Below are 17,063 nucleotides of genomic sequence, written 5' to 3'. Positions count from 1 at the left end.
ATAATAAACCAAAGTTTGATCCACTCAGGCTTTTTTCCCAAGTGCTTTCATATGCAAAGCATGTGAGGCTCATGTTGCTCATGCTCGCGCTGGGTTTGCTTGCGGGCATCGTTGCCTACATGTATTCCACTCCGGCATACCGTTCGACCTCACTGCTCAGCGTGCACGGATTCGGCGCGCCAATGGTCGACCGTGAGATTCCGGAGACATACCAGACGTCCACGTTCCACCGCGCGTTCCTCACCAGCTTCCGCTCCTCGAACGTGCAGCTTGCCGCAGCGAGGAGCCTGGGTCTGATCGGCAAGACGGCCACCAGCGAGGATCTCCTGCGCATCATCCCGAGCGTCGTGGTCGTACCGATCGACAGCCGCAGCCTTGAGCTTACGGTCGTGGCCCATGACCCTGCGGTGGTCAGGGATTTCGCCAAGGCCATGGTCTCCGCATATCAAGACCTCCAGCAGCAAAATTACGAGGAATACCGAAACGAAGCCCTCCTCAGGTATGCGGAGCAGGTCGAACGCCTGGAGACTGAGATCACCGAAACGATGTCTTCGCTCTCCTCCGTGGAGCGCGACCAGAACCTCACCGAGGCGATCCTTGAGCAGAAGAGCCTTCTGGAAATCCCCAAGCAGCTCATCCAGACGCGCGAGCGCCTGGCGCGGATGAGGGATGTCAGGGTTTTGCTCGAGACTCTCGAAAGCCAGCCCGAAAAACCCGGAGATCCGTCCCTAGGTGACGGCCCCGGAGGGAAGATGGGCAACATGATGTCCCTGCTTTCGTTGCTCGGTTCCTTTGAGGATGACACCGATGTGAATGTGGGGGATGTGATCCCGTCCTCGGGAACAAGGACCACGACCGTCAGGTCAAATTCCGGCGATTCCACCCATATCATCAGTCCGTCCGATGTGGATCCGATCGAGCCGTGGCGCAAGCTCGATAAGGAGAGGAGGACCATCATCAACCAGATCGCCCAGAACGCCGGGATCTATCTGCCGGAACATCGGGTGATGAAAGACCTGGAGGCCAAGCTGGCCGCCGCCGAAAGCGCCTTGGAAACCGAGTTCAGGATGATGCGGCAGAAGTTCGACCTGAATTACGCTGGCCTCGAGGAAAAGGAAAAGATGCTGCAGGCGAGGGTGCCCGAGTACCATGCCATCACCGAGCAGGTCGGCAAATCCTCACATGCCTACGCATCCATCGCCGCCAAGCAGCAGATGTGGGACCAGGCCAGGGAGCGCCTTGCCGAAAAGCTCGCCACGATCACATTCGCCGAGGATTTCGACTGGGTGGAGCTCCGCTACAAGGGGCACATCAGCTTGCGTGACGATGTGCCGATCTCGCCCAACAAGGGCAAGCTGGCCATCCTCTCCGTCGCCCTCGGCCTGGCGGGTGCCTTTGGTGCCGCCACCCTCCTCAATCTCATGGATACCTCTGCGAGCACCGTTCCCCAGCTTGAGCTGGCGACAGGCCTGCGCGGGATCGGCATCGTGCCGCTCACCCCTAGGGAAGTGCTTGAGGATGTTGCGAGATCTCCCGCCCAGGGAGCCAGCGTGCCCAATTATCTCCTCGAATGCTTCCGGGTGATCCGTGCCAACATCATCCTGCACCCCAATTCCCAGAACAGGTCCCAGGTGGTGCTGGTGACAAGCGCCCGGCCACAGGAAGGAAAGACCACCCAGGCGACAAACCTTGCATGGGCCTTCCAGTCGATGGGCGAAAGGACGCTGCTGATTGATTCAGACCTCAGGCGCGGCCGTGTCCATGGAGTCACCGGCCTCGACAACAGCCCGGGAATGACCCGCCTGCTGCTCGGAGAATGCACCAAGGAGGAGGCGATATCCAGCATCAGCCCGGAGAGCTTCGATGTGATCACCCGCGGCCCGGTGATCGCCGGCACCACGGATTTGCTTTGCCAGCAGGTTTTCAGGGATTTGCTTGAGGATTTCCGCGGCAGCTACGACCGCATCGTGATCGATGCCCCGCCCTGCCTGGGGCTGAGCGAGACCACCTCGCTCCAGCAGGTGGTTGATGGCACGGTGCTGGTTGTCCGCGCCGAAACGACCGGACGCAAGGATGTGACGGACGCGATCAGCCTGCTTGAGCGTGCCAACGCGCACTTCTTCGGATTCGTGCTCAACGCCGTCGATCTGTCTAAGATCGGCAACTACTACAACTACTACTATTACTCGGCCCCTTATTACGATCAGGTGGACGCCGAGGCCCAGCCTGCACGGCTTGCGGGCGTGCGTGCCTGACAAGACCGGCCGCCCCTGCGGCAAACCACAGCAGACCAAGCGGAACCATGCGACTCTCCACCCATAAAAGCCAAGACCAGTTTTCCGCGGCGAGGCGCATCGTCGTGGATATGGTGATCTGGATCGGCTCTTTCTTCGCCGGTGCGGGGATACGTTTTTTCGGCAATCCGGAAAGGTACCACGAAGCGGTCACGAACTATGCCCCGGGCCTCGTGCTGAGTTCGCTTGGGTTGGTGGCCGCCGCCTACATCTGTGGCCTTTACTCCATAGGCGGGTTGAGGCTGCGGCTGCGGCGGCGCACGATCCTGATCGTCTGTTGCCTTTTTGCGGCGGCCGTCGTTCTGCTTGTCCTCGGTTCGATCAATTATTCCTGGAAGGTCGGCCGTGGCGTGCTGTTGCTCAGTGTCCTGCCGGCCACCCTTTTGGTTTGGCTCCACCACATGCTCATCCACAAGATCAGCTATGGCTTCAAGGAGCGGGCCGTGGTTGTCGTTTCCAGCGAGGGGGATGAATCGGAAGCCCTGCTCCTGCATTCCATGGAACTCAGGAATTGCGTGCTGCAGGGCTGCTACCTGAGGAAGGGATACGAGCCGAAATCCACGCTTTTGGTTCTGGGGGATCTGGACGATCTCCGGATGCAGGCGGACAATTCACTTGTTGACCGGGTCTATTGCACGGCCGACAGCCTGAGGGAACCGGAAGTGGCGCATCTGCTCAGGCGGCTGCGATACAGCGGGATATCGATTTCCGCCACCTCGCTTGCCTGTGAGGAGGCGTATCAGGCCATCCCGCTGGATCTCATTGACGACGAATGGCTGCTGCACGCATGCAGCCAGCCGGATCATGTCTATATCGCCAAGATCAAGAGGCTGACGGACATCGTTGCCTCCATCTCCATCGGCGCAGTGCTGCTTCCGTTCCTCTTGCTCGGGATGGTGCTCGTCCGCTTTTGGGGCGGTGCGGGGCCTCTGATCTTCCGTCAGGAGCGCCTGGGGCGCTTCGGGCGGCCCTTTGAGGTGCTCAAGCTCAGGACGATGTGCGTGGATGCGGAGGCCGGCGGCGCGCAGTGGGCCACGGCAAACGACCCGCGGGTGACCCTTGCGGGGCGTTTCCTGAGAAAGTTCAGGATCGATGAGATCCCCCAGCTATGGAATATCCTGCGCGGCGACATGTCCTTCGTAGGGCCCAGGCCGGAGCGCCGTGAATTTACCGAGAAACTATCCGCAGAGATCCCGTATTTCTCGGAGAGGCTGCTCATCCATCCGGGCCTGACCGGCTGGGCCCAGGTATGTTATCCCTATGGGGCGACGGTGGAGGATGCCAGGCGCAAGCTTGAGTTTGATCTCTATTACCTCAAGCATATGGGGCTGATGATGGATCTCTTCGTGATCCTTGACACCGTCAAGATCGTTCTGCTGGGCGGTGCGTCTCGCCGCCGGGGAGAAAAACTGGAGGAGTTTGAGGAGAGCCTGAAGTATGCCCGGAAGGAAGTGGGGATTGAATGCAATCTTCCCATGCTTCTTGACGCCTAGTCCCGGGATGGGTGATGTCCGCGCCGGTTTCAGGCTGAATTCATTTCAGCCGGAACCTTGCCGCGACGGCGCGGTGCTGCGAGGGGCGGCCATCCTCCGCAAGGCTGGCCAGCACCTCCCATTGATCGCTGGCGAGGATGTAATCGATGCGCATCCACGGGCCGCCGAGGCTGAGTGGGTTGCGGGTTGCTCCCGGGAAGCTGTAGCCGCAGCCACTTCCCGCGGCTTGGTGCGAGTCCCGCAATCCGTCTGACATGAGTCGGTGGATGTAGCCGCCGGACGGGGCGTTGAAATCGCCAAGGACGAGTGTGGGCAGGGATTCGCCCTCGATTTCGCGCTTGAGCGCCTCGGCCGTGCGGATGCGTTCCAGCCAATAGGCCTGGTAGTCCTTCATTTTGCTGTGAAACCCGGTGCCCGGGACGATACCCAGTATCCCGTAGAGGAAAGCGCCCCTCCGGTAGTGGAGAAGTGTGTCGCGCGCGGTGATGAAGTGAACGCTGTAGACGACCACCTCTTTCCCCTGGAAATCGATCACAAAGCGAGCGGCCGGCGTGTTGTCCTGGAGATCCGTCCCAAGCTGGACGAGATTTCCCGAAAGGATGGGATGGCGGCTGAGAAGCGCATGCTCCCCGACATCCATCCCGTGCCCGAACTCGGAGTAGTTGGGGTCCGCAAGGTAGCGCTTGGAGCGCCCGGATGTTTCCTGGAGTGCGATGAGATCGGGTTTGGTAAGGTTCTTGAAAGGCTGCAGGCTTTGGTTGGCATGTTGGCCACGGTTCCAGGTGAGCGCCGTCAGTTCGGATGGGGCGGGGGGGGCTGCGAATTTCCGGCTGGTGTCCCTGCGCCATTCGAAACCCATCCCGAAGGTCAGGAAGAGCAACCCGGCGGCGATCTGGACGAGTGCCATCCTCCTGCTGAAGAGCAAGGTTGGGGCAAGCAGGAAGGGCAAGGGCAGCAAGGCGATCACGCGCGGCATGTAGAGCAGGAATGCAAGGGTGACGTTCCTTTCCCCGATCCACGCGGCGAGCACCGGCAAAAGCAAGAGCAGCCCTACGTAGCAGATGGTGAGGGCGATGAGCACCCTGCGGATGATGCGGGTGATGCGATGCAGGAACCGTTTCCTCGATCCGGCATCCCTGAGCGCGGTTCCGAGTCTATCGAGCAAGGCATCAAGCATGGTGGCGCTGCCGGATCAGGGCTCACTCGGTTTTTTTCCCGCCGGATGCAGGTTGCGGAGTGCTTGGGGACAGGCCGCTGGTGGGTGCGCCGGATGTTTGCGCGGCCTCCTGGCGGTGATTCAGCAGCGCGATGACCACCATGGTGATCACCGCAAGAACGGTTAGCACGACGAGGCTCTCGATGATGGTGTATGCTCTTGGGTGGCGCGGGTGCCGGGTTGTGGTGACCATGGTGAGTTGTTGTTGGCTGTTTCTTAGCGGGAAAGCGGGGAGGTTGCAACCAAAGCGGCAAGGATTGTGGCGGCGATCCCGCGCCTACCAGCAAATGCCGGTGTATTCGCCCGGAAGTCCGGCCAGTTCCGGCCAGCGGGTGACATCGATGATGCGGTGGGCCGGGGTCAGGTGGGGGCGTAGATCCTCGAGCCCGGCGCAGCGGTTGAAGACGATGATGGTCTGGTTCTGGCTGATCGCCGTCCCGAGGTCGTCCTTCATGAGCGAGGCGAGGTTAGGGAGACGGAGGCTGGCGATGCGCTCCAGGGCGCCTGTGAATTTTTCCGGCGCCAACAAGGGGTCATAGATCGCGATTTTGTGGTTCCTCAGCAGGAGGCGGGTCGCAAGCTCGAATGCGGCGCTGCCGCGCAGATCGTCGGTTTGGTCCTTGAACGAAAGCCCTAGCAGCAGGATTCCGGATTTTCCGGCGGCTTGCTCCGCCATCTCGGTGAGGTGATCCATGTGATCCGCGTTGCTGGCGAGCAGGCTTTCGAGCATGGGCGTCGCTAGCGCCTTGTTCCTGGCAAGCTGCGCGAGCGCGCTGACATCCTTGGGCAAGCAGGATCCCCCGAAAGGCGTTCCCGGGCGGAGGTAGTATGTGGAAATGTTGAGCCGGGTGTCCTGGCAGAGCACCCGCATGACATCGACACCATCCACGCCGATGCTCTTGGCGATGCGCCCGATCTCGTTGGCGAATGCGACCTTGGAGGCGTGGAATGCGTTGCAGGCGTATTTGATCAGTTCTGCGGATTCGAGATCGGTTTGGTCCGCATGGGGGCCGATGAGTTCGTTGATCGGGGAGATGTCGCCGCCCTTGCGGTAAGACCCGATGACCGAGAGGCTGGGCTCGACCATGTCCTGGACGGCAGATCCCTGGCGCAGGAACTCCGGGTAGAAGAAAACCTCCAGCCCGCCGTCATCGACGAGATCCTTGAGATGTTTCTCCACCAGGCCCCGCGTGGAGCCCGGCAGCATGGTGCTGCGATAGACAAGATGGTGTTTGCCCGGCTTGCTGCGCAGTGCGTCCGCAATGTTGGCGGTGACCTCCTCCACGAAGGTGAGGTCGAGGGATCCGGCCGCGGTCGAAGGGGTGCCGACGCAGATCAGGGATACATCCGTTGAGGCGATCGCCTCGGCGGTGCTGGTCGTCGCCCGGAGGCGCTTTAGTCCCCATGCCCCGGAGGTGAGCTCGGCGAGTTCCGGCTCGTGGAAGGTGGCCCGGCCGGCGTTCATGGCATCGACCTTGGACTGGATGACATCCACCCCGATGACGGAATGGCCGCGGCTGGCAAGGAGTGCGGCGACGACACTGCCGACATACCCGAGCCCGAAGACGCTGATGGAAAGCTGCTGGTTGGACATTGTCTCAAGTGTCATGGGCGGCGAACTTTGGGAATAGCCTTCAGAAAGTCAATGCCAAGGTCGGCACAATGGGCTAGCCTAGGCACGGAGAGTGTCTCTCCAGCTACCGGGATGGAACCAACTGCATCGGCCACCAAATTCCGAGGTTTTGCTTTGGCCGGGCTGTCGGTGTTGGGTTTCTCCCTGGTGATTCCGCTTCCAGGCCCGGAGCATGGGGTTATTTTCGCGGAGAACCTGCGCAACCTGCTGCATGTCCCATTGTTTGCGTTTGTCACCCTGTTGTTGCGTTTTTTGCAGCTTTCCCTGCCGCCGCGCTATCGCTCGCCGTCCGTCTGCGTCCTCGCCGCTCTCCTGCTGGCGGTCGCTTCCGAGGTGGCACAGGGTTTCACAGGTCGGAACCCCGCATGGGGGGATTTCCTTGCGGACTGCGGGGGCATCCTGCTGGGGTGTGTGATTTTACCGCAAGGCCGCAGCCGGCGCAGCGCTGTCGCCCGCCTGGCATTCCTGTCCGCCGGCTGCGGGATGATGCTGTTTGCGGCGAGGCCGTTGCTTGCGGAGATGCAAGCCGCCGGCGAGAAGCGGGAGGCTTTTCCGCAGCTATGGGTCGCGGGCAGCGCGGATGGGCTTTGGCAGGCGCAGGGAGGCACCCGGTTGCGCGTGTCCGGATCCGGCGGCGGGCTGGATGTGCAGATGGCGGGTGGCAGCTACGAGGGGCTGCGCTACACCGTTCCCGGAGGCGTTGTTACGGAGGGCTTTGCCGGCCTGCTCATCGAGGCGGAAAATCGAGGGAGCCCTTTTGAACTCGGGATCAGGATGGACGGCGCGGGCGGTAGCAGGTGGAGAGGCAGCGTAGCTGTTCCTCGCGGGCGCTCGGAGCAGCTTGCGCGATGGTCTGCGGAGCCTTGGGACGGGAGGCTTGTGCGGGTTGTGCTCCATACGGGGGAAGCCCAGCCCGCGCGGGCGTTCCGGCTCCTCGGCGTTCGGCTGCTGAGGGAAACGGAAGCAATCGTTCCCGACGGCCCTTGACGGCGGCAAAGACCCTTTGCCATGGTGCGGGGCTTGCGGGGGAGCCGCCGCGCGAGGCTGATCATGATCGAGTTCTTTTTCTGGTTTAGTCTGTTGTTGGTAGCCTATGCGAACCTGGGCTATCCGCTATTGCTTTGGCTGCTCGTCCGGATCCTTCCGCAGCGGCAGCGGGGCGGCGGTTTCGACGGTGTTTGGCCCATGGTGTCGGTGGTGATTGTCGCCCACAATGAGGCCGCGCGCATCCCGGCGAAGCTGGGGAACCTGCTGGAAAACGGCTATCCCGGGGAGCTTGAGGTGATCGTGGTTTGCGATGGCTGCGATGATTCCACCGCCGATGTCAGCCGGAGCTTCGGAGGCGGGAGGGTGCGGACAATCGAAGCGGCCCGCTGCGGGAAGGCGGAGGGGCTCAACCGGGGGGTCGCCGCGGCGAAGGGTGAGATCCTTGTGTTCGCCGATGTGAGGCAGGTATTCGAAGCGGATGCAATCCGGCGGCTCGTGGCGCACTTTTCCGATCCCGGTGTGTCCGGGGTGAGCGGTAGCCTGGAAATCAAGGCTGCGACCGACGGGCCGGGGAAGGGGATCGATGTCTATTGGAAACTCGAGAAGTTCATCCGCTTGTCGGAATCGCGGATCGACTCTTGCATAGGCTGCACCGGAGCCATCTACGCCCTGCGCGCGGAAAGCTACGAGCCCCTGCCTCCCGATACGCTGCTGGATGATGTTGTCGTGCCGATGCGGGCTATGCTGGCGGGCGGGCGCATACTCTTCGAGCCCACCGCCTGCGCCTACGATCCGCAGCCGCTGACGGTGGAGAGCGAGCGGCGGCGGAAGACGCGGACGCTGGCGGGGAATTTCCAGATGCTATTCCGCCATCCCGGCTGGCTGATCCCCGTGCGCAACCGGCTGTGGTGGCAGCTTGTTTCGCACAAATATCTCAGGTTGGCGGTGCCGCTGCTGCTGGCGGTTTGTTTTTCATGCAACGCCTTGCTGGCCTCCGCAGCGCCTGTCTATGCGCTAAGCCTGGCCTTGCAACTGCTGCTATATCTCCTCGCGGCCGTGGGGATCGCCTGCCCATCCCGGCGGATGAGGGTTTTCAGTGTTCCGGGCGGCTTTCTCTACCTTCAGATTCTTTGTTTCATGGGTTTGTTGCGGTTTTTGAAATCGCGGGTTGCAAAAACTCCGGTCGGCTGGTGAAAACCCAATGATGCGCTCCGCCGAAAAATGGTTGCTCCCCTGGCTTCTCCGCCGCCCGGAAAATCCCGATCCCTCCCAGCCGACGGATGTCATGCTTTGCGTCTCCGACCATTTCGAGCCGTATCACCGCACCGACCGTGAGGGGGCGCTGCGCAGGATGGACGAGTGGCAGGACAAGTTCGCACAGCTCACCCGGCGGTTCCGCGATGCGGACGGTGCGCCTCCCAAGCAGACGTTTTTCTACCCGCTGGAGCAGTATGACCCTGAAGTGCTGGAGCGCCTTGCCGCATTGTGCCGGGAAACCGGGAGCGAGGTGGAGGTGCAGCTCCATCACAAGGACGATACGGCCGGGGATGTCGCAGCGGCCCTGAAGGAGGGCGTTGCGCGCTACCGGAGCCACGGGTTTCTGGCTAGCGATCCATCCGGATCGCCGCGTTTCGGCTTCGTGCACGGGAACTGGGCCTTGGACAATTCCGATCCGAGCGGAGCCAACTGCGGTGTGGACCGGGAGTTGGAGGTGCTGCGCGAGGCGGGGTGCTATGCGGATTTCACGATGCCCTCGGCCCCGCACCCGACACAGACAAGGACGGTGAACTCCCTCTACTACGCCAAGGAGACGGATCTGCCCAAGTCGCATGACACGGGGATCCACGCGGAGGTTGGGCGCACTGTCGGGCTCCGGGATGAGCGGGACCAGCTGCTTTGTGTCCAGGGGCCGCTGGCGCTCAATCTGGGTCGCCGGAAATGGGGCATCCTGCCACGGATTGAAAATGCCGAGCTGAGCGGAGCGAACCCTCCGGACATGTGCAGGTTCGGCCTCTGGCTGCGCCAGGGCATCTGTGTGAAAAACAGCCCGAACTGGGTGTTCGTGAAGCTCCACACCCACGCGGCCCTGGAGCGCAACATGCCGGCCCTTCTCGGAGATCCGGCACACAGTTTCCACAAAGCTCTGGCAAACGGGCTGCCGGGAGGTGTGAGGTTACATTATGTTTCGGCCCGCGAGATGGCAAACCTGATCCACGCCGCGGAAGACGGGCACTCTGGGGATCCGAACGGCCACCGGGACCATATCTACGGCAGGCCGGAAATCCTGCGGAACCGCTAAAACCCGGGGCGTCCCATCGGCGGCTCGCTTTCGCTGTAGAAGTATTCCGGGCGGCGCACGCCCGCAGGCACAAAGTTCTTGTTCTGGCCGGCCCCGAAGTAGTCGGAACGCTTGTAGCCGTGTTGTGCGGCGAAATCTTTCTCGCTCTGCGAAACGCAGCTGCACAGGCCGAGAGCGGCCGCTGCTATGGCGGAAATGCCAATGATTCTGGCCAGGCGGATCGCAGGTGCTGGGATATTCATGTTTTTGTTAATGTGGAGGTTCGGGGGAATGTGTAGCAGGAGTTCAGGCATTAGTGCAACACGCAATCCCCGATATATGCCGCATGTCCCATTTTCTCCTTGTTAAAGGCAAGCGGCACCGATGACCCTCTGCGCGAACTGATATCCTAACACCACAGAAACACCGATCCATGGATCTGACATTCCTTTTCCCCTGCCTCAACGAGGCGGAAACCCTTGCCTCCTGTATCGCCGAGGTGAGGAAATCGCTGGACGGCGGCTCCCTCGAATATGAAATCCTGGTGGCCGACAACGGCAGCACCGACGAATCCCGCGAGATTGCCAGGGCGAACGGGGCCAGGGTGGTGGAGGTCAGCGAAAAGGGATATGGTGCGGCCTTGCGCGGCGGCTTCGGAGCGGCGGCCGGGCGCTATGTGATGTTCGCGGATGCCGATGCGACCTACATGCTAGAGCACAGCCTGGAACTTTATGAGGCGGCGGTCAGGGAGGATGGGGATATGGCGATCGCATCGCGGCTGAAAGGGACGGTGCAGCCCGGCGCGATGCCCTTCCTGCACCATTACCTTGGGACGCCGGTGCTCACCGGCCTGATCAACCTGTTTTTCAAGGGCAGGCTGAGCGATTGCAATTCAGGGTTCCGCTGTGTGCGCAGGGAGGCCTACGAGACCTGGCGCATCCGTTCCTCGGGAATGGAGTTCGCCTCGGAGCTCCTGATCAAGGCGCTCAAGGCGGGTGCCAGGATGGTGGAAATCCCTTCAGGTCTGCGTCCCCACCGCGAGGGGCGCATCGCCCACCTCAAGACCTGGCGCGACGGCATGCGCCATCTGCTCTTCATCCTTTCCGAGCGCCCCCAGTTTTTCGAGTCGGTCGGGCTTTTGCTGCTCACCGCCAGCACCTTGCTGCAGGTGGCGACCTTGGTCTTCGGGCCGATAAAGATAGGGATCTTCAACGTGTTCGACCTGCACTCGCAGGCGCTGTTCCTGCTCGGCGGGCTGACCGGCGGGCAGCTCTACGTATTCAGCTGCGTGCTGTTCCTGCGCGGCAACGAGCGATCCACCGCCCTCACCCGCAAGGTTCTCAGCCTGGAAGAGGACAGCCTGTTTTTCCTTCTGCTGGGCCTGCTGGTGCTTGAGTTGCTGTGTGTGGGGGCGATTGCGGTGCGGTGGGGGATGGTTCACTTCGGGGGCTTGGACCTGACGGCGATCCTTTTCCCGCTGGTCCATTTCCTGAGTGTGCCGGGGCTGTGGGCGATAGGCCTCTTGGCCATCCATGTTTTCAAGAAGGGCGAGTCCTGATGGCGCTCAGGAAGGCTTGCGCGCCAATACGAGATATTGCGCCCCCATCACGCAACGGCGTAGGCTGGGCTCCAGGAAACGCAGTGCCGCCAGCGGGCGTGGGAAAAAGAATTTGTAATCCGTGAAGAGCACCTCAAAACCACATTGCACCAGCAGGCGGCGGGTTTCGCCCGGCCAGAGCATGATCGCATCCGCGTCGAAGGGGACACGGCTCATGGAAAGCCGTGTCAGCGGGTTCCAGGGGTTGTTTTCCCAGAGCGCGAACAGGCCTCCGGGCCGAAGGCTCCGGTACACGAGTGAGGCCGCCCCAACACGGTTCGACGGATCGATGTGGTGGAAGACCCCGTTGCAGAATGCCAGGTCCATGCTGCCCGGGGTGATCTGGCCCGCAGGGACAAAATCGGCCGGCCGCGATTTCCAATCGCTGCGTGCGATCTCAAGGGATGCCTCGGAAGGATCCGTGCCGACGACCGACGTGGCTCCAAGCACATCGAGCAGGTATGGTGTCGCGGTGCCGATGCCACAGCCGAAATCGAGGCATCTGCCAGCCGTGAAATCCATGGGGGCGAAGCGCCGTCGGAGCCATTTCACGCGTTCGACGGCGAAGAATTCCTTGGTTTCCCCGCTGATCGACAAGCCCCTCTGGAGCTGCTCGTCATAGTTTGCGGCGCTCGCATCAAAATCCTCATCATCCGGTGAACGCATCGTTTCAGAATCTCCCTTCAAAAAAATTATCCATGCCCGGCGCAGCTAAGGGCGTAAGGCGGCCGTATGCAAGTTCGCATGTGGTTTCGCTGCTGGTGTGCGGCATCCTTCTCGCGCTGACGCTGGCGTTGCAGGTGCGCAGCGGGGCCTACGAATCGGATTTCGGCGGGCATGCCGATGAGGCTGCGCATGTTGTCACCGGCCTGATGGTGCGCGATTACCTGGCGGGCCCGGTATGGGAGGGAGTTCATCCGATGAGATATGCCGAGGATTATTACGACCGGTTCCCGAAGGTGGCTCTCGGCCATTACCCTCCGGGCTTCTACGTGGTCGAGGGCTTGTGGCTGCTGCCCTCACGGACGAGGACGGCGGTGCTGCTGCTGCCTGCGCTGCTCACTGCGGCCACGGCATGGATCGTTTTCGCGGCGGGCAGGGGGATGATGAGCTTGCCCGCCGCAGTCGCAGCGGCAGCCGTCTTCCCTCTGGTGCACCTTGTCCAGACCTACACGGCGATCGTGATGTCCGACATGCTCCTGGTGCTGCTGTGCTTGCTGTCTGCCCTGGCATTCTCGCGTTTCCTCGCAACCGGCACGGCGCGCTGGTCGCTGGCGTTCGGCCTGCTGGCCGCTGCGGCGATCCTGACCAAGGGATCGGGATTGTTGCTGGCCTTGGTGCCACCGCTGGCGATCTTGCTGACGGCGCGCTGGCGTGTCCTGCTTGCCCCGAAGCTGTGGCTGGCGCCGCTCCCTGTCCTTCTCCTTGCGGTTCCATGGCTGGCGTTGACCGCACACATCACCGAAGAGGGGATGTCCTCGGTGCCTCTTGGCTCATACCTGATCCAGGCATTTCCCTTTTACCTGAAAAATGCGTTGGCATTGCTCGGGGTTGCGTTGTGCGTCCTCACGGCGGTCTCTGCGGCGTGTGCGGTGTGGAGGGTGAGGCGGGGAAATTCTCTTGCGGAGACCGAGGCGGTGCTGTGGGCCTTGGCCGCCGCCGTGGTCGTCTTTTACAGCGCAGTGCCATCGGGTCTTGACGGGCGTTATCTGTTGCCGGTGATACCTGCCGTGCTGCTGCTTGCCTTCGCTGCGGTGGATCGGATCTCGACCGCCGTGTGTGCCAGGCATACGGCCATCCCATCCGCGGCCTTGGTCGTGGCGATTGCGGTGGCGGTCATCTGGGAGGCATCGGCACCTGCGGTGAAGGTTTTCCAAGGGCAGACCCAGGCAGTGAGCGGCTTGCTCACGGCGTCCGACGGCCCAGTGTCGCTGTTGGTTTGTTCCGACCCGCATGGCGAGGGGGCTGTTGTGGCGGCAGCGGCGCTCCTGGCGCCAGATCGCATCGTGGTCCGGAGGGGCACCAAGCTGCTTTCCACCAGCGACTGGCTCGGGCGTGGCTATGCGGCGAATTTTTCCACGGATGAGGAGATGTGGGAATTGTTGGAAACTGCGGCGATCACGCATGTCATCGTGGATGAAGGGGTGCCGGAATCCGCCGTGTGGCCGCACCAGGCTGCGGTGAGCAAGGCGATCCAGGGCCGGCGCGACCTGTTCCCCCGTGTGACGGAGCAGCCCTCGCGGCGGCGGGATCTCCGGAGCCGCCTGAGAATCGCGGAACTCCCAGACTGAAGCATGAACGACCGGCCTATGAGAATACTTTGGGTGAAATCGGGGCCGCTGTTCCCTTTGGACAGCGGGGGCAAGAAGCGCACCCACGCGATGCTTGAGGAGATCGGCAGACAGCATCGCGTCACCTATCTTGCACTGCTGGCTGAGGGGCAGGAGCTCCATCCCGAAGAGGGCGCCGCGACCTATGCGGCCGAAAAGGTATGGTTGCCTTGGCGTGAGACGAACAAGCGGTCATGGCGTTTCCCGATCGCCCTTCTGCGCAATCTCCTTTTTTCCCGCTTCCCGTATGCCTTGGAAAAATACCAGTCCGTCCCGATGATGCGCTGGCTGGAAGGCCAGCTCCCGGCGGGCCGCTTCGACCTGGTGGTCTGCGACTTCCTGATCCCGGCCACGAATTTCCGCAATCTGCGGACAAGTGTCCCGCCTCATCCTTTCCAGCACAACATGGAGGCGATGATCTGGAAACGGCTTGCGGAAAGCTCCCGCAATCCGGTGAAGCGGTTTTACCTCAAGGGCCAGTTCATGAGATTCGAGAGATGGGAGAGGCGGCTGTCGCTGCTGTTTGACGGTGTGATCACCGTTTCCGAGGATGATTCGCGCTACGCGAGGGATCGCTACGGGCTGGAAAATGTCCTTGGGCATGTGCCTACGGGCGTGGACGCCGGACATTTCTCGCCGCGCAAAGAGATCCTTGCTGACAGCCGTGTCATCGGGTTTCTCGGATCGATGGACTGGCTGGCGAACATCCAGGCGGTCAGGTATTTCGTAGCCGAAATCTATCCGCGCATCAAGGCTGCGCTGCCCGATGTGAGTTTCATGGTGATAGGGCGCAATCCGCCGAAATCGCTGATCGATCTGGCCAAGGAGGATGACTCGATCACGGTGACCGGATCGGTGGAGGATGTCAGGCCGTATCTGAAGGGGTGCGACCTGATGGTCGTGCCTTTGCTCACCGGGGGCGGGACGCGCATCAAGATCCTGGAGGCGATGGCGATGGGTGTGCCGGTGGTTTCCACGAAGATCGGGGCGGAGGGGCTGGAGCTTGGGGCGGGTGTGCACCTGGAGATCGCCGACGATGCGGAAGGGTTTGCGGAGATCACTGCGAGCCTGCTTGCGGATATCAGTCGGCGGCGGAGCCTCGCGGATGCCGCGCATGAGCGCTTGGTCCGGGAGAACGGCTGGGACAAGGTGACGGAAACCTTCCTCCGGCTCTGCAACAACGTGAAACAGCCCTAAGAGAATCATGGAACCGAGAACACCAGAGAGAATACGCCATCACTACGAGGTGGAGAGGGAACTTGCGGCGAAGCTGCGCGCCTCAAGCCCTGCCCAACGCACCGAGCTCTTCAAGACGCTCTATACGGAGCTTTTCGAGCGGGTGCCCGACCATCCCCGGGTGGTGCGTCGCGAAACCCCTGAGGACAGCCGCCGCAAGGTGGAGGGGCAGCTCCGCCTGCTTCGCCCCTTCCTCACAACAGATTCCACATTGCTTGAGATTGCCCCCGGGGATTGCCGGCTGGCGCATGCGGCCAGCCGCTTGTGCGGAAAGGTGATCGGGGTGGATATTTCCGATCAGCAAGGCGACGGCGCCGAGGTTCCGGACAATTTTTCCCTCAAGGTTTACGATGGTTATCAGGTCGATCTGCCGGATGCTGTCGCGGATGTCGCATTCAGCTACCAGTTCCTAGAGCACCTCCATCCCGATGATGTGGAGCCTCACCTGCGGCTCGTGCACCGCCTTCTGAAGCCCGGGGGATCCTATGTTCTCGACACCCCGCACAGGTTCTCAGGCCCGCACGACATCTCACGCTATTTCGGCGATGAGTTGGTGTGTTTCCATTTCCAGGAATGGACGTTCCGTTCTCTGGAGGATCGATTGAAATCCGCAGGGTTTGGAGATGTCCGGGTTTTCCGGGGGGGCTGCTACCAGCCTTCAAGGCTCGTTGCCGAGATCAACAAGGTGGTGGAGTCTGTTGTCGGGATCTTGCCCTCCGGCCTGCGAAAAGCGATCAGCGGGCGCATCTACAAATCGGTCACGATCGTCGGCAGGCGGTGAAGCCAGGCCATGACTCCGCCAGGAGGCATGGGTGGCGCCGCAAGGGGGGCCGCGTGCGGTCAGATGAGCTCTGCGGCGATGGGATCGACGAGCGGGCGGCCCAGCCGGGTGAGGCGGAGGCGGGTCGCGCCGAGGATGAGAAGGTTTTCGGCGGCAAGGTTGCGGGCGTTTTCCAGCGACCGCGGATCCAGCAGTTCGTTTGGGATGCCTTCCGCCGTCCGCAGGCCGAGGGCGATGAGCTCGATGCGGCGCTGGGCGGGCGTGAGGGTTTCGGTTTCGTGGATCGCGTTGCCGATGGAGCCCACCTGGCTGATGTAGGCGGCGGTGTCGGGGATGTTGCGGTGGCGGACTCCGCCGAGCGTGGAGACGGCGGAGGGGCCGAGGCCGAGATAGTCGTCGCCGCGCCAGTAGCCTTGGTTGTGCTGAGAGTGGTGGCCGGGGCGGGCGTAGTTCGAGGTCTCGTAGTGGTCGAATCCCGCAGCGGTCAGCAGCTTGTCGGCGAGGTGGTAGTGGTCGGCGTCGTGATCCTCGTTTTCCTGGTAGGTGCCGTTTTTCAGGGACTCGAAGAAAGCGGTGTCCTCCTCGTAGGTGAGGTTGTAGGCGGAGATGTGGTCTGGCTTCAGGGAGATGGCGTGGAGCAGGGTGTGTTCCCAATCGGCAAGGGATTGGCCGGGGATGGAGAACATGAGGTCGATGTTGATGGAAGGTATGCCGGCCTCGCGGAGGATGCGGACGGATTCCGAGGCCTGTTCCGGGGAGTGTTCGCGGCCGAGGGTTTCGAGGACATGCGGTTCGAAGGACTGGATGCCAAGGGAGACGCGGGTGACGCCGAGGGATTTGAGGAGCCGGGCTTTTTCCAGGTCGAAGGTGGCGGGATTTGCCTCAAGGGTGATCTCTGTGGTTTCGGAGAAGTCGAAGGCCGCCCTGAGCGAGGCGAAAAGGTCGTTGAGGTGCCTGGGTGAAAGCATGGAGGGTGTGCCGCCCCCAAGGTATATGGAGAAGGGATTTGAAATCGCTTTGGATTGGCTCGGGTTGTCTGAAAGGGATTGGGAATCCCTGCGCCAGATTGCCTCTTTTCCGAGCGCTTGGATGAACTCGCCGATCTTCGTGCCGCCCGGGGTGTGCTTGTAAAAGGAGCAATACGGGCAGATCCGGTGGCAGAAGGGTATGTGGACGTAGAGGAGCAAAACTTTAAATTCCAGACTTTAGGCCTCAATG

At 61.9% G+C, this 17,063-nt stretch carries 15 protein-coding genes; 9 read left to right on the top strand and 6 right to left on the bottom strand.

Annotated features, from left to right (window positions below; all coding sequences use genetic code 11):
• Positions 1 to 41 precede the first annotated feature (41 nt).
• Together HZ994_06510 and HZ994_06505 are read left to right on the top strand one after the other, a co-directional pair.
• Positions 42 to 2,255, top strand: coding sequence for a polysaccharide biosynthesis tyrosine autokinase (locus HZ994_06510; GenBank protein ID QTN31993.1), 2,214 nt, complete (start codon positions 42 to 44; stop codon positions 2,253 to 2,255).
• A 47-nt stretch (positions 2,256 to 2,302) separates the two neighbouring features.
• A complete protein-coding gene (locus HZ994_06505) occupies positions 2,303 to 3,787 on the top strand; it encodes an exopolysaccharide biosynthesis polyprenyl glycosylphosphotransferase (GenBank protein QTN31992.1) in 1,485 nt (494 codons plus the stop codon).
• A gap of 40 nt (positions 3,788 to 3,827) precedes the next feature.
• Here the strand turns inward: HZ994_06505 and HZ994_06500 are convergent, their stop codons facing one another.
• The 3 genes from HZ994_06500 to HZ994_06490 all read right to left on the bottom strand — a co-directional run bounded on the left by HZ994_06500 (position 3,828) and on the right by HZ994_06490 (position 6,612).
• Positions 3,828 to 4,952 (bottom strand): endonuclease/exonuclease/phosphatase family protein, encoded by a 1,125-nt coding sequence (locus tag HZ994_06500; GenBank protein QTN31991.1) that lies wholly within the window; start codon positions 4,950 to 4,952, stop codon positions 3,828 to 3,830.
• Positions 4,953 to 4,986: 34 nt separating this feature from the next.
• Positions 4,987 to 5,196 carry a type II secretion system protein gene (locus HZ994_06495; protein QTN31990.1) on the bottom strand — a complete coding sequence of 70 codons (210 nt, stop codon included), beginning with the start codon at positions 5,194 to 5,196 and terminating at the stop codon, positions 4,987 to 4,989.
• An 84-nt stretch (positions 5,197 to 5,280) separates the two neighbouring features.
• Positions 5,281 to 6,612, bottom strand: coding sequence for a UDP-glucose/GDP-mannose dehydrogenase family protein (locus HZ994_06490; protein ID QTN31989.1), 1,332 nt, complete (start codon positions 6,610 to 6,612; stop codon positions 5,281 to 5,283).
• 171 nt (positions 6,613 to 6,783) lie between these two features.
• Between HZ994_06490 and HZ994_06485 the strand changes: the two genes are divergently transcribed.
• From HZ994_06485 to HZ994_06475, 3 genes are all read left to right on the top strand, one after another.
• The gene (locus HZ994_06485) at positions 6,784 to 7,623 is read left to right on the top strand and encodes a hypothetical protein (protein QTN31988.1); all 840 of its coding nucleotides are present in this window, start codon (positions 6,784 to 6,786) and stop codon (positions 7,621 to 7,623) included.
• 63 nt (positions 7,624 to 7,686) lie between these two features.
• Positions 7,687 to 8,817, top strand: coding sequence for a glycosyltransferase family 2 protein (locus tag HZ994_06480; protein QTN31987.1), 1,131 nt, complete (start codon positions 7,687 to 7,689; stop codon positions 8,815 to 8,817).
• 7 nt (positions 8,818 to 8,824) lie between these two features.
• The gene (locus tag HZ994_06475; protein ID QTN31986.1) at positions 8,825 to 9,922 is read left to right on the top strand and encodes a hypothetical protein; all 1,098 of its coding nucleotides are present in this window, start codon (positions 8,825 to 8,827) and stop codon (positions 9,920 to 9,922) included.
• Here the strand turns inward: HZ994_06475 and HZ994_06470 are convergent.
• Positions 9,919 to 10,164: a hypothetical protein gene (locus tag HZ994_06470; protein QTN31985.1), complete on the bottom strand. Its 246-nt coding sequence runs from the start codon at positions 10,162 to 10,164 to the stop codon at positions 9,919 to 9,921. The genes HZ994_06475 and HZ994_06470 overlap by 4 nt on opposite strands.
• A gap of 170 nt (positions 10,165 to 10,334) precedes the next feature.
• On the opposite strand from HZ994_06470, the gene HZ994_06465 reads away from it, so the two are divergent.
• Positions 10,335 to 11,459: a glycosyltransferase family 2 protein gene (locus HZ994_06465; protein ID QTN31984.1), complete on the top strand. Its 1,125-nt coding sequence runs from the start codon at positions 10,335 to 10,337 to the stop codon at positions 11,457 to 11,459.
• Between the two features lie 6 nt (positions 11,460 to 11,465).
• Here HZ994_06465 and HZ994_06460 read toward each other — a convergent pair whose 3' ends face one another.
• Positions 11,466 to 12,164 carry a class I SAM-dependent methyltransferase gene (locus HZ994_06460; GenBank protein QTN31983.1) on the bottom strand — a complete coding sequence of 233 codons (699 nt, stop codon included), beginning with the start codon at positions 12,162 to 12,164 and terminating at the stop codon, positions 11,466 to 11,468.
• 32 nt (positions 12,165 to 12,196) lie between these two features.
• On the opposite strand from HZ994_06460, the gene HZ994_06455 reads away from it, so the two are divergent.
• Genes HZ994_06455 through HZ994_06445 form a run of 3 tightly spaced genes read left to right on the top strand, consistent with a single transcriptional unit; the run spans position 12,197 to position 15,845 of the window.
• Positions 12,197 to 13,789, top strand: coding sequence for a glycosyltransferase family 39 protein (locus HZ994_06455; protein ID QTN31982.1), 1,593 nt, complete (start codon positions 12,197 to 12,199; stop codon positions 13,787 to 13,789).
• Between the two features lie 18 nt (positions 13,790 to 13,807).
• Entirely contained in the window at positions 13,808 to 15,025 is a 1,218-nt protein-coding gene (locus HZ994_06450) for a glycosyltransferase (protein ID QTN31981.1), read from the top strand.
• 7 nt (positions 15,026 to 15,032) lie between these two features.
• The gene (locus HZ994_06445) at positions 15,033 to 15,845 is read left to right on the top strand and encodes a class I SAM-dependent methyltransferase (protein ID QTN31980.1); all 813 of its coding nucleotides are present in this window, start codon (positions 15,033 to 15,035) and stop codon (positions 15,843 to 15,845) included.
• A gap of 59 nt (positions 15,846 to 15,904) precedes the next feature.
• Here HZ994_06445 and hemW read toward each other — a convergent pair whose 3' ends face one another.
• Positions 15,905 to 17,047, bottom strand: coding sequence for a radical SAM family heme chaperone HemW (hemW, locus tag HZ994_06440; GenBank protein ID QTN34334.1), 1,143 nt, complete (start codon positions 17,045 to 17,047; stop codon positions 15,905 to 15,907).
• Positions 17,048 to 17,063: the final 16 nt, after the last annotated feature.

Source organism: Akkermansiaceae bacterium (assembly GCA_017798145.1).
Lineage (GTDB): Bacteria > Verrucomicrobiota > Verrucomicrobiia > Verrucomicrobiales > Akkermansiaceae > Luteolibacter.
The sequence above is the reverse complement of the archived record's forward strand: the minus strand, read 5'-3'. Positions and strand labels throughout refer to the sequence as shown.

Excerpts from the sequence above, each read along its gene's own strand:
- HZ994_06480 (QTN31987.1), top strand. The coding sequence starts at position 7,687 with ATGATCGAGTTCTTTTTCTGGTTTAGTCTGTTGTTGGTAGCCTATGCG.
- HZ994_06505 (QTN31992.1), top strand. The coding sequence starts at position 2,303 with ATGCGACTCTCCACCCATAAAAGCCAAGACCAGTTTTCCGCGGCGAGG.
- HZ994_06455 (QTN31982.1), top strand. The coding sequence starts at position 12,197 with ATGCCCGGCGCAGCTAAGGGCGTAAGGCGGCCGTATGCAAGTTCGCAT.
- HZ994_06495 (QTN31990.1), bottom strand. The coding sequence starts at position 5,196 with ATGGTCACCACAACCCGGCACCCGCGCCACCCAAGAGCATACACCATC.
- HZ994_06465 (QTN31984.1), top strand. The coding sequence starts at position 10,335 with ATGGATCTGACATTCCTTTTCCCCTGCCTCAACGAGGCGGAAACCCTT.
- HZ994_06475 (QTN31986.1), top strand. The coding sequence starts at position 8,825 with ATGATGCGCTCCGCCGAAAAATGGTTGCTCCCCTGGCTTCTCCGCCGC.
- HZ994_06470 (QTN31985.1), bottom strand. The coding sequence starts at position 10,164 with ATGAATATCCCAGCACCTGCGATCCGCCTGGCCAGAATCATTGGCATT.
- HZ994_06450 (QTN31981.1), top strand. The coding sequence starts at position 13,808 with ATGAGAATACTTTGGGTGAAATCGGGGCCGCTGTTCCCTTTGGACAGC.
- HZ994_06460 (QTN31983.1), bottom strand. The coding sequence starts at position 12,164 with ATGCGTTCACCGGATGATGAGGATTTTGATGCGAGCGCCGCAAACTAT.
- HZ994_06445 (QTN31980.1), top strand. The coding sequence starts at position 15,033 with ATGGAACCGAGAACACCAGAGAGAATACGCCATCACTACGAGGTGGAG.
- HZ994_06490 (QTN31989.1), bottom strand. The coding sequence starts at position 6,612 with ATGACACTTGAGACAATGTCCAACCAGCAGCTTTCCATCAGCGTCTTC.